The 12,623-nt window shown below is 59.6% G+C and carries 5 protein-coding genes; 2 read left to right on the top strand and 3 right to left on the bottom strand.

Annotated elements, in window-relative coordinates; all coding sequences use genetic code 11:
- Window positions 1-33 precede the first annotated feature (33 nt).
- The 3 genes from ACM6IP_RS25105 to ACM6IP_RS25115 form a co-directional block, all read right to left on the bottom strand.
- Window positions 34-822, bottom strand: coding sequence for a hypothetical protein (locus ACM6IP_RS25105; RefSeq protein ID WP_414862513.1), 789 nt, complete (start codon window positions 820-822; stop codon window positions 34-36).
- Window positions 823-1,433: 611 nt separating this feature from the next.
- On the bottom strand, window positions 1,434-2,558 hold the full coding sequence (locus ACM6IP_RS25110) for a right-handed parallel beta-helix repeat-containing protein (protein ID WP_414862514.1): 1,125 nt from the start codon (window positions 2,556-2,558) through the stop codon (window positions 1,434-1,436).
- Window positions 2,559-2,699: 141 nt separating this feature from the next.
- The gene (locus tag ACM6IP_RS25115) at window positions 2,700-3,188 is read right to left on the bottom strand and encodes a hypothetical protein (protein WP_414862515.1); all 489 of its coding nucleotides are present in this window, start codon (window positions 3,186-3,188) and stop codon (window positions 2,700-2,702) included.
- 421 nt (window positions 3,189-3,609) lie between these two features.
- Here ACM6IP_RS25115 and ACM6IP_RS25120 point away from each other — a divergent pair, with 421 nt between their 5' ends.
- Window positions 3,610-11,133: a type I polyketide synthase gene (locus ACM6IP_RS25120; RefSeq protein ID WP_414862516.1), complete on the top strand. Its 7,524-nt coding sequence runs from the start codon at window positions 3,610-3,612 to the stop codon at window positions 11,131-11,133.
- 22 nt (window positions 11,134-11,155) lie between these two features.
- Window positions 11,156-12,508, top strand: coding sequence for an aminotransferase class I/II-fold pyridoxal phosphate-dependent enzyme (locus tag ACM6IP_RS25125; RefSeq protein ID WP_414862517.1), 1,353 nt, complete (start codon window positions 11,156-11,158; stop codon window positions 12,506-12,508).
- Window positions 12,509-12,623 lie beyond the last annotated feature (115 nt).

The following is a 12,623-nucleotide window of genomic DNA, read 5'->3' on the forward strand; positions in this document are numbered from 1 at the left end:
GCGGCTGCTGCAGTGAGGAGCCGCCCGTGAATTTTATTGTTTTTTAATTGTGGCTCTTAAAACTGAGTCGGCATCGTTCACGGTTTTTGATGTGATGTAGGGTTTATTTTTTACAACCATTTCAAGTACGCCGGCATACATTGAGTATTGCATCGTTCTGAAGTGCGATGGGGTGTCAATAAGTGAGGGGTGAACGGGACAGTCAGGCACGATAAAACAGTTATCATTTTTGAATTTTTCAGCAAATTCAAGGCTTCGTAATTTTAATGCATTATTGGTGTGGTGTTGCATCGGAAAGTTGAAAAAAACTATGGGGGTGTTTGGTTGTTTTTCTCTAATCCATGAGATGAGGCGGTCCCATTTCTGAATGGCTAGGTCAATATTTAGATATTCTTTTTCGATATCAAAAAGTTCATGTATATTTTCGCAGTCAGAGAACGTCAAAAAAAGGCTTGGCTCTGAGTTTTTCGGGGCTGCGAGTTTTGCGATAATGTCAACAAAGTTATCAAGTACGATTAGGTCGAGATCGGTATCAAGTGCATTAATGAAGCCGATTTGGTTTCGAATTGCATGATGCCCAAGCTTTCGTGTGGTTAATTGATTGTCAAGCATCAAGTTGCAGCGGGCAGAGCCTGCGTCGCTGAGTTGCATTTTTTCTATCAGGTCGCTTGAGGGCTCGGTTGATGTTTTATCAATATAGTGATCGACAAAGCGATCAATTCGATTATGGTATACAACACCTAATAGTTGAACGTCTGACCTGGCTTGCAATGCATTTACAGAGTAGCGGGATAGACAGGATCCATATGTTGCGACTTTCATATTTTAGTTTCCTAGCTTGTAGCTTATACATTAATTATAGTTACCCCTGTGTCGGGGTGGGCTTTCTGTAGTTCTTCCGAAAATCTTATAAAAGAGTAGGTGTAGAATTTTGCTCGCCAAAATGCCCCTTCCTCTCACCTGCTAGCTGTCGCAGCTCGCCGCGACATTGTATTGCCATGAGTATATCGAGACCGATCACTCCAAGCGAGCGTTAGGGGTGATCTGAATCGAAAAGGCGTTGCACGACCTCGTGCATTTTGAGCCGCGCGGGTTATGTGCGAGCGCCTGGCGCCCGGCCATGAACAGGGCTGCGGGGGCTCCTTTGATGTCGGTCTACTTTCTCGAAGCATAGCGATTTGTTTTTTTGGAGGGCCGAAAGAGGAGGGTCGCCTTCCTCGATGCCCAAATATCAGGTGATCCGCGAGGCCCTTTGTGGGTGTGGTTTCTCGGAGATCGCTGGGCGGGGCGGTCCTTAAACAGGTGTTCATTGAGCTGGATCTTTCAATGCCGGGTGATTTTTTATCATCTCACGCGTGGTGTATTACTTTTTATGCAATAGTTTAAGGGCGGGCGTATTGCTTCTGGTGGTTTCGTTGTGGGTATGTTGGTGGCTATTTGTTGCACGACTTATAGCCGTTATTGGATATTTTATTGCCGATAGTAGGGATTCCAGTGATTCGTTCTTTCATGGAGGTTGGCTGGAATATCCACTTTTTTGAGATTATGTCTGAGTGGTTGTTTGTTATTGTATTGTAGTTTCCTTCTATTCTTATATAGGTTTTGTTTCTGCAAAACGTGTTGCTCTCGACGGTGTTGTAGTCCGCGAAGTCTTGATAGTGTTTCCCCTCTGTATCAATTGGCGTGTCTCCACAATCTTTTTTTTCCAGATTTGAGCTTTGGCGCGAGGCAATCCAAATTCCTACCTTCTCATCTATAAAATAGTTATTGGTGATCTGGTTTTCATTGCTGTGTTGCCATCGTATTACAGACATTCCCTTACTAAAATTTTCGCCGCAGTTTTTGTAGAGGAATACACCGCCGGCTAAGTTGGCTAGAAATTTGTTGTTTTTGATCAGGTTGTTGGCTGAGGAGTCAATTGCTAAACCGACTCGTTGACCGCTGTTGGGGCCGTTTAGTTCGCCGTTTTTTTCTATGATGTTATTTAATATGGTGTTATATCTTGAACTTTGATCAAGATAGATTCCTTCGGCTTTTGAACCTGCGATCCTAGAGTTTTTAAGGGTGGAGTTGCTTACGTAGCTGTGAAAGTACACTCCGACTCCGTCGTTGGATAGAACATGCATGTTGTCCAGTGTTATGTTGCTTGGTGTGTCTGCGTAGTTTTTTGCGCGGTCATTGGATCTTTGGAAATTTGGAATCTCTGATGTGACTAGGATTCCCATTTGAGTGAAGTTGGTAACAGTGCAGTTCTTGATGTTGACGTTGGTCAGGTGATTGCCTTTGCTGCTAATCAGGATGCCTGTTTTTTCAGTATGGCGACCATCAAGGGTCGCTCCTTTGCAGTCAATGTTTGTGTTGGAGGTGTTAATGGTCATTGTTTCGAAATAAGTGCAACTCGGCTCTAGCGTCACATTGCCAGCTAGATTTCCTGAGTGTGGAAGTTGACATTTTTGGTTTTCTTTGGCGTTCGAAGGGAGTGGCCAAAAGCTTGCGGCGAGTGTTAGTGGTAGCCACATGACTAGTATTCTATTTAGCTTGGTTTTGTTGAGTGTCATAAAATTCTCTGAGATTGACTTTGTGTGTCGGAAATGGGACCACGGTTGTAGGCGGAAATTCGTCGGTTGGTCTGGAGTTCGGGGAAGTATTTTAGAGAGGTTTCACTACCCATCTCTGAACTGATAATAATTGTGCTCTCGTTATAGCCCCAACCCCTCCTCAACAATCCACATCAGATTCTCCTCATTCCACGCCACCGCAGCCATGGCAGCCTGCCCCAACGGTGGAACCTTCTGCAGGTGCCATTGCGACTCGCCGTGTTCGTCCGTGCTACGCAGGATGCGGTAATTTTTACTGGTTAGATGAATCTCGATCAGTCCCTCGGCTTTGGGGCTGAAGCGGGCGATCGGGTCGAAGGTAATGGTTCGATCAAGGGCTTCGAGCAGTAGTTGATCGACGGCGTAGTTGTACGTAGCGCCGCTTGGGTGACGCTCGTACACATGGGTGGAATTGCGGCGGATGCCGAGACCGGGTTCGCTCAAGGGGGCCAGCCAGGTTTCAATCTGCAGGTACAGGTCGTTGACCTGGGTCGGCCAATGATCGATTGCGGTATCGGTGCTGATTTCTGTCTCATCGGAGCCTTGCAGGCGCTGCTTCAGTTTTGCGGCCAGTTCATCTGCCTTTGTCATGTCGATTGCCTCCCATGGTGTCTTTTGAATAGTAGCCAAATCTGGTGGCAGGCGGGGCGTGGGCTGGGGAGGCAAAAGCGTGGGCGTCAGCGGGGAGCTGGCCTATCGACAGTATATAGCCCGGCCTCTTGCGGGCTTTTGCTGATGTGAACCGATTCGAACATTTAATCAAGCAACCGTCGCTTAGGGTTTTCCCTGGCCGTCGAGACCGCGTATTATTCCCACAAATATGTCTGAAGATTTCCTGTGTGTAACCGTCAGGTCATCAGCCTTGCGCCCCGGTGTGCTATGCAAGGCAACCTCCAGATAAAAAAGATTCTCCTCAGGTGACGTTTAGCGACTTGCCAAAAAATATATCGGCCAGGCATGCGGCTGTCCGCAGGATGGGACGGTGTCCGGTAGCGTTTTAAAGGAATGGGTTTTGACAAAGCGTAGACAGGTAGCAATTGTTGGTTGTTCTTTTCGTTTCCCTGGGTCCACAACCAGCAGTTTCTGGCAGAACCTGATGACGGGGCAGGACCTGGTGACCCAGGTCGATGCCTCGCGCTGGGACCATGCCGAGTTCCTGCACCCGGACAAGGCCAATCCTGCCACCAGCTACACCTTCGCCGCCGGATCTTTGGGCGACATCAGTGCGTTTGATGCGGGCTTCTTCAATATCTCGCCGCGTGAAGCAGCCGTGATGGACCCCCAGCAGCGGATGTTGCTGGAGATGTGCTGGGAAACCTTCGAGAACGCCGGCGTCAAGCCGTCGAGCCTGCGTGGCAGCAACTGCGGGGTGTACCTGGGCATTGCTGGCGTCGAGCAGGCCTATCGCCTGGTCGAAGACCTGGCCTCGATCGATGCGGCCACTGCCACCGGCAATACCATGAGCATTGCCGCCAACCGCCTGTCCTTCTTCTATGACCTGCGCGGGCCGAGCATGGCCATCGATACCGCCTGCTCGTCGTCCCTGGTGGCCTTCCACCAGGCCTGCCAGGCGATCATCAGTGGTGATATCGACCAGGCAGTGACGGGCGGTATCAGCCTGCACATGCACCCCTTCGGCTTCATGATTTTCGCCAAGGCCTCGATGCTCTCGCGCACCGGGCGTTGCCAGGCGTTCGATGAGCGCGGCGACGGTTATGCGCGTTCCGAGGGCGGTGGTCTGTTCCTGCTCAAGGATTACGATCAGGCCCTGGCCGATGGCAACCCGATTCTGGCGGTGGTCGCCGCCAGTGCGGTCAACACCGATGGTCGCAAGTCGAGCCTGACCCTGCCGAGCGCCGATGCACAGGCGGCGCTGCTCAAACGCACCTACGCCAAGGCCGGGATCGATCCGTCGCAGCTCGACTACCTGGAAGCCCATGGCACTGGCACGGCTGTTGGTGATCCGATCGAGACCCGCGCCATCGGCGAGGCCCTGGGCCAGGCCCGGAAGGCCGGCAACCCGTTGCCGATCGGTTCGATCAAGAGCAACCTCGGTCACCTTGAGGCTGCCTCCGGCGTTGCCGGCCTGATGAAGGCCCTCAACTGCCTGATCGAGCGGGAAGTGCCGGCCACCATCGGCATTGAAGAACTCAACCCAAATATCCCGTTTGCCGATCTGAACTTGCAGGTAGTCACCGAAAGCCGTGCGCTGAAAGCTGAAGGGCAACTGACTGTCGGCATCAACTCGTTCGGTTTTGGTGGCGCCAACGCGCACGTGATCCTGCAAAGTGCCGATCCGCTGCCGGCGTCCACCACGGCGGGCAACACCCGGCGTGTGCCGCTGCTGCTCAGCGCCAAGGATGCCGAAGGCCTGCGCGCCACGGCCGAGGGCTTTGCCGAGTACCTGGCCGCCCACCCGCAGGGCAATTATTACGATGTCGCCTACCAGGCCCTGTTCCGGCGCGATGCCCATCCCCATCGTTTGCTGTTGATCGCTGCCGACCCGGCCGAGGCTGCTCAGGCGCTGGCCGACTATGCCCAGGATCCGAGCCTCAGCGAGCTGAGCTCGGTGCTTGAGGTGGGCCAGGCGTTGGACAAAGCCCAGGGCCCGGTGTTCGTGTACTCCGGCAATGGATCGCAATGGCAAGGCATGGGCCGGGCGATGCTCGGCCAGCCGGTGTTCGAAACCGCGGTGGCTGAAGTCGATGCGCTGTTCCAACCGCTGGCCGGCTATTCGTTGCGCGCCGAACTGCTGGGCGAAAACGGTGAGGGGCGTTATGCGCGCACCGAGATCGCCCAGCCGGCCTTGTTCGCCCTGCAAGTGGCGGTCACGCGCGTACTGGCCGCCCAGGGTTTCCATCCGGCAGCGGTGATCGGGCACAGCGTGGGCGAAGTCGCCGCGGCCTGGGCCAGTGGCGCGCTGAGCCTGGAAGACGCGACCCAGGTTATTTTCCATCGCAGCCGTTTGCAGGGAACGACCCGCGGCACCGGGAAAATGGCTGCCGTTGGTCTCAGTGGCGAGGCCACGGCGATGTTGCTGGTGGAACTGGGGCTGGACGATCGGGTGGTCCTGGCCGGCGAAAACAGTGCGCGGGGCGCTACGGTGGCCGGCCCTGTCGATGCCCTCAGCGAACTCGAACAGGCCCTGACCGAACGCCAGGTGTTTGTCCGTCTGCTGGATTTGGACTACGCCTTCCACTCCCCGGCGATGAACCCGATCGAGCAGCAAGTGATTGCCGATCTGGCGCATATCCGTCCACGCACTGCGCAGATTCCGTTCTATTCCACGGTGGTCGGCGGCGAGCTCGATGGTCAACGTCTGGACAGCCGTTATTGGTGGCAGAACATTCGCTTCCCAGTGCTGTTCCAGGGGGCGATGGACGAGCTGGTGGGGCAGGGCTTCAACCTGTTCGTCGAGGTGGGTCCGCACCCGATCCTGCGCTCTTACGTCAGCGATGCCCTGACCCAGCGCGAGCTGCCCGGTCAGGTGGTCGCCACCTTGTTGCGCAAGGACGACAGTCCGGCACTGCTTGAGCGTTGCGTAGCGCGGTTGTTGATTGCCGGTGCGCAGCCGGAATGGCAGCAACAATTCCCGGTGGCCGGCAACAACTTGCGCCTGCCCAACTACGCCTGGCAGCGCGAACGTTTTCAATTGCCGGTCAGCGCCGAGTCGTTCGGTGTGCTGCAGCGCGAGCGTGTGCACCCATTGCTCGGCTACCCGCTGGCCGATCGTGCCCTGACCTGGGAAAACCGACTCGACACGCAGCTGTTCCCGACCCTGGCTGACCACAAGGTCGGTGAAGCGGTGCTGTTCCCCGGCGCTGGTTTCACCGAGCTGGCGCTGGCGGTGGCCTTGCTGCACCAGCCGGGCGAGTTCGTCGACATCGAAGAGTTGGAGATTCACAACCCGCTGTTGCTCGGCAACGAAGGCAGCAAGAAGATCCGCGTCAACATCGAGGAAGCCGACGGCACCTTGCGGATCACCTCGCGCAGCCTGGCCCAACGTGAAGAGTGGGTCCAGCACGTGGTCGCGCGTCTGCCCGGCGAAGCCCGTGGCGTCTTGCTCGGCACGCGTGCGCCGGAACTACCGCAGCGCCCGGCCGACTTCACCGGCGAACAGCATTTGGCGCTGACCCGTGCGGTGGGCCTGAACTATGGCCCGGCCTATCAGGCCGTGGCGGCGGTGTGGGTCGAACCGGCCCACATCCTCGCGCAACTGAGCGTTCCCGAGGCCATCAGCCAGGAGCTGGCGACCCTGCACCTGCACCCGGCGTTGCTCGACGGCGCGTTCCAGTTAATCACCGAATTGCTGGTCGGCCAGCCGGGCAGCAACAAGGGCCTGGCGTTCATCCCGGTCAAGCTCGGGCGCATCGCGTTTGCCAAGGCCGGCGGCGTGCCGTGCCTGGCCCAAGTGCGCCAGCTCAAGCGTACCGAGCATTCGTTGCTGGTGGATTTCACCCTGTACGACGCGACCGGCGCAGCGGTGCTGTTCATCAAGGACGCACGTTTCCGTGGCGTGCGCCTGCAACGCGACCGCTCCCATGACATCAAGCGCCTGGCCCACGTTGGTCTCGCCGCGCCAGGTCAGGCGGTGCCCGTGCTGCGCGTAGCGAGTAGCGCCACGCCGTTGGTAGATCACCTACAGGGCCTGGCCGATGAGCCGGTGCAGCAGCGTTATCTGAATGAAGTCGAACCATTGCTCGATGCCCTGTGCGCGAGTTTTGTGCAGGACCTGATCGAGCAAGCCGGCGGCCGCTTGAGCGCCGAGCAGGTTGCGCTGTGGTCGCAACAGGACGGTGTGCCAAGCGATTACCTGGCGACCTTGCTGCGCCAGGGCCTGGAAGACGGCAGCTTGAATTGCGATGCCGACGGCAACTGGTGCGTCGCCGATGTGGGCGAGCGTCCGGCTTCCGAGGCCATTTGGCAGGAACTGTTCCAGAGCTATCCGGAGCACTTCCAGATCATCCATTCGGTAGGCCGGATCGGTCGCCACCTGCTGTCCCTGCTCGACGCTCGCCAGACCCTGGAGCAGTTGCTGCCACGGGAAACCAGTGGCGCCAATCTGTCGCGCCTGGTGCTGGGTGCCGCAGGTCAGCAGCGTCTGCTCGCCGGCCTGCGCGAAACCCTGGCCCAGCGTCTCGCCGCGTTGCCGGCCGGGCAACGCCTGCGGGTGCTGGAGTTTGGTTTTGGCGGGCCATCCTTCGCCGAGTCGCTGTACGCCGGGATCGATTTTGATCGCGTCGACTACAGCTACTGCGTAGCGGAACCAGAACTGGTGCAGATGCTCGGCGATGATTGCCCGGCACTGCAGGTCATCGATTTTGCACAACTGAGCAGCGCCGCTGGTTACGACTGGGTGCTGTTGCCGACCGATCTGGCGGCCCTGGACAACATTGGCGAAGCGCTGCGCCAGGCAGCCAGTCACCTCAACCCGCACGGGCAGTTGGCCGTGCTGGCGCAACACCCGTCGCGCTGGGCCGACTTCGTGTTTGGCGCCCAGGCCGACTGGTGGCTGGCAGGCCCTGAGCAGGCGTTGTCGCGTCAACAGCGGCCGCAGTTCTGGCTGCATGAGTTGCAGCGTCACGGCCTGAGCGTCAACCACACCCTGGAAGCACTGCCGGGCAATGCCTGCGGCAGTTATCTGCTGTTGGCTGCTCATGGCGTGAATGCAGCGGCCGCTTTGCCGGAAGTCACCGTGCAACGCTGGGCGTTGCTGGCCGAATCCGGGCAGGCGGCTGCCGAGCAACTGGCCCAGGCCCTGCGTGAGCAAGGCCAGCAGGTCAGCCTGTTGCAGCCCGGTGATGCGCAATCCCTGGCGCAGCAACTCGCCGCGCTGGATCAAGCGCCAGAGCACGTGTTGCACCTGGCCGGTTTTGACAGCAACCAAGGGCTCGATGGCCAGGGCGCGCGCTGCATGCTGGCGGCGGCGCTGGTCCAGGCCTGCGAGTCGCTGAGTATCGCGCCACAGTGCTGGCTGCTGACCCGTGGCGCGGCCGGTCACCTGTACGCTGCCGAGCAAGGCAGCGATGTCGATGCAATTGCCGATGCGGCGTTCTGGGGCTTCGGCCGAACCCTGGCGAACGAGTCTGCCGGTTGCCGGATCCGTCTACTCGACCTGGCTTTCGCCGCGCCTGTCGCCAGCCTGGTCGCGGCCCTGTTGCACGCCGACGCCGAGACCGAAGTGGCGATCAGCGCCGCCGGCCAGCGTTATGTGCCGCGCTTGCGCGTCCTGCACGAACAAAACGGTGCCAGCGCTGACGGCAACACGCGCATCAGCCTGGGCTTCGACCTGCCGGGGCAATTGCGCAACCTGCGCTGGGAAGCCCGTGAGCTGACCGCGCCGGCGGCGGACGAGCTGGACATCGAAGTACGCGCCACCGGCCTGAACTTCCGTGACGTGATGTTTGCCCTCGGCCTGCTGTCCGACGAGGCCATCGAAAATGGCTTCTCCGGTCCGACCATGGGCTTTGAATTTTCCGGTGTGGTCCACGGCAAAGGGTCTGCCGTGTTCGGCGATTTCGCCCCGGGCGATCGCGTGGTGGGTTTTGGCCCGCGCAGTTTCGCCAACCGCCTGGTGACCAACGCCAACGCGGTGGCTCGCATCCCCGAAGGCATGTCCTTCGAGGCCGCGGCGACGATTCCAAGTACCTTCTTCACCGTGTACTACGCGCTGCATCATCTGGCGCGCCTGGAACCGGGCGAGAAGGTGCTGATCCACGGCGCCGCTGGTGGTGTCGGGATTGCCGCGATCCAGATCGCCAAGTGGTGTGGTGCCGAGATCTATGCCACCGCCGGCAGCGACGAGAAGCGCGACTTCCTGCGTCTGCTGGGCGTCGACAAGGTCTTTGATTCGCGCTCCCTGGCTTATGCCGACGAAGTGCTGGCCCTGACCGATGGGCGTGGCGTCGACGTGGTGCTCAACTCCCTGGCTGGCGAAGCGATCAACCGCAACTTCCAGGTGCTCAAGCCGTTCGGCCGCTTCCTTGAACTGGGCAAGCGCGACTTCTACCAGAACACCCGCATCGGCCTGCGTCCGTTCCGCAACAACATCAGCTACTTCGGCATCGACGCCGACCAGTTGATGAGTGAGCGTCCAGACCTGACCCGGCGCCTGTTCGGGCAAATGATGGAGCTGTTCGAGCAGGGCATCCTGCACCCGCTGCCGTTCCGCGAGTTCGACGCCAACCACGTGACCGAGGCCTTCCGCTACATGCAGCAGGCGCGGCAGATCGGCAAGATCGTGGTGACCTATGGCAACCCGATCGAACGCCTGGTGGAAACCCGCGAACAGCCGGTGCAGTCGTTGCAACTCAGTGTCGAGGCGACCTACCTGGTCACGGGCGGCCTGGGCGGCTTCGGCCTGCGCACCGCGCAGTGGCTGGTGGACAAGGGCGCGCGGCACCTGGTGCTGCTCGGTCGTCGTGGCCCGGCCAGTGTCGAGGCGCAGCCGTGCCTGGCGGCCTGGCAAGCGCAGGGCATCGACGTGCAGGCGCTGGCTTGCGACATCACCGATGTGATGCAAGTGCGCGGCGTGTTCGAACGCATTGCCGCCAGCCCGTATCCATTGCGTGGCCTGGTGCATGCAGCGACAGTGATCGACGACAGTCTGATTCGCAACCTGGATGCCGAACAACTGCAGCGCGTGCTGGAGCCCAAGGCCAAGGGTGCGCAGTACCTGCACGAGCTGACCCGCGAGTTGCCGTTGGACTTCTTCGTGATGTTCTCCTCGGCCACCACGCTGTTCGGCAACCCGGGCCAGGCCAACTACGTGGCCGCCAACTATTGGCTCGAAGCGTTGGCTCGGCATCGTCGAGGTCACGGCCTGGCCGCCACCGCGGTGCTCTGGGGCGCGATCGACGACGTTGGTTTCCTGGCGCGCAACGAGCAAATCAAGGACGCACTGCAAAGCCGCATGGGTGGCGCCGCGCTGCGCGCCGAAGTGGCGCTGGCGCACCTGGAGCAGATGCTGCTCAAGGGTGACGACGGGATTGGCGTGCTGGAGCTGGAATGGAAAGCCCTGTCGCGCTTCCTGCCGAGCGCTGCGACCCCACGTTTCGTCGAGCTGGTTCGTGCCCATGGCGGTGACCAGGACGATGAGAACGACGCGGAGGACATCCAACGCATGCTCGCCGAGCTTGATGACGAGCAACTGCTTGAGCGTTTCGTCGAACTGCTCAAGCACGAAGTCTGCGAGATTCTGCGCTTGCCGGCCGCGCGCCTGGATACCCAGCGTCCGCTGCAGGAGCTGGGCCTGGACTCGCTGATGAGTGTCGAGTTGGTGGTGGCGCTGGAAGAACGCTTCGGCATTCGCCTGCCGGTGATGGAACTCAGCGAGAGTTCCAGCATCGATAAGCTCAGCGTGCGCATCCTTGACCTGCTGCGTGGCGAAGCGGGGGCCAATGAAACGACGGCGCCTGCAGCCCTGGCGGAAAACGTATTGGCCCGCCACGGCAGTGAATTGAGCCGCGAGCAAATGGCCGAGCTGAACGCTGAACTGGCTGACAGCGCTGCGGCACCTAACCGTCTGATTGAGTGATGTTTGATTGAGTGATAGTGCGATGACTGCAAAAACGCCCACCGGCCTGAGTGTCGGAATCAAGCAACGGTTGATCCAGCAAGCGCTGGAGCGCCGTCGCAGCGAGGCGGGCGACGCGGCCGGCGGTGCCACCCTGGAGCAGGCGCAACAGGCGGCGCTGAAGGTCCCGGAAGCGTTTTATCGTTTCGACCAGCACCCCGGTTATCAGCAGTTGCGCGTGATGCAACAGGGTGCTGCGCGCCTGGGCCTGAGCAGCCCGTTCTTTCGTTTGCACGAAGGCCTGGCGGGCGCCGAGACCCGCATTGGTGCCCGCGAATACGTCAACTTCGCCAGCTACAACTACCTCGGCTACTCCGGTCACCCGGCGGTGGCCGAAGCGGCCAAGGCCGCCATCGACCGTTACGGCACCTCGGTGTCGGCCAGCCGGCTGGTGTCCGGCGATCGTCCGCTGCACCGCGAGCTGGAGCGTGAGTTGGCCAATCTGTACGAGGTCGACGACGCCATTGTGTTCGTCAGTGGGCATGCCACCAACGTCACTACCATCGGCCATCTGTTCGGCCCCCGTGACCTGGTGCTGCACGACGAGCTGATCCACAACAGTGTCCTGCAAGGCATCCAGTTGTCCGGTGCGCGACGCCTGAGCTTCGCCCACAACGACTGGCAGGCCCTGGACCGGATCCTCGGTGAGCAGCGTCAGCACTTCGAGCGGGTGCTGGTGGTGGTCGAAGGCATCTACAGCATGGACGGCGACTACCCGGACCTGCCGCGCTTCGTCGAACTCAAGCGCAAGCACAAAATCTTCCTGATGGTCGATGAGGCTCATTCGCTGGGCGTGATGGGGGCGACTGGCAAAGGTATTCGCGAGCACTTCGACCTGGCCGGTGATGACGTTGATATCTGGATGGGCACGCTGAGCAAGACCCTCGCCAGTTGCGGTGGCTATATTGCCGGCAGCACGGCGCTGGTCGAGCACCTGAAATTCCTCGCCCCGGGTTTCCTCTACAGCGTCGGCATGCCGCCTTCGGTGACGGCCTCGGCACTGGCGGCGTTGCGTTGCCTGGCCAACGACGGTGATCGGGTGCGGACGGTGCAGGCGCGAGGTGAGCTGTTCCTGCGCCTGGCCAAGGCCGCCGGGTTGAACACCGCCACCAGCAGCGGCCTGGCCGTGATCCCGGTGATCACCGGCAGTTCATTCAAGGCCGGACGGCTGTCCAGCGCCTTGTTCGACCGCGGCATCAATGCCCAGCCGATCCTTTACCCGGCAGTTCCCGAGCACGTCGCACGGGTGCGCTTCTTTGTCTCGTGTGAGCACACGGAAGAGCAAATCATCCAGACCGTAGCCATAGTCGCCGAAGAGTTGGCCAAGATTGGTTGAGCCCAGGCGGCTCACCGCCATCGCGGGCAAGCCCGCTCCCACAGGTCTGGTGGGTGTAAGCAAAATTTGCGAACACCCAGAACCACTGTGGGAGCGGGCTTGCCCGCGATGAGGC

Source organism: Pseudomonas sp. IT-P176 (assembly GCF_949767245.1).
Lineage (GTDB): Bacteria > Pseudomonadota > Gammaproteobacteria > Pseudomonadales > Pseudomonadaceae > Aquipseudomonas.

What these genes read in the sequence shown, in the direction of transcription:
- ACM6IP_RS25110 (WP_414862514.1), bottom strand. Translation starts at nt 2,558, where the DNA reads ATGACACTCAACAAAACCAAGCTAAATAGAATACTAGTCATGTGGCTA.
- ACM6IP_RS25115 (WP_414862515.1), bottom strand. Translation starts at nt 3,188, where the DNA reads ATGACAAAGGCAGATGAACTGGCCGCAAAACTGAAGCAGCGCCTGCAA.
- ACM6IP_RS25125 (WP_414862517.1), top strand. Translation starts at nt 11,156, where the DNA reads ATGACTGCAAAAACGCCCACCGGCCTGAGTGTCGGAATCAAGCAACGG.
- ACM6IP_RS25105 (WP_414862513.1), bottom strand. Translation starts at nt 822, where the DNA reads ATGAAAGTCGCAACATATGGATCCTGTCTATCCCGCTACTCTGTAAAT.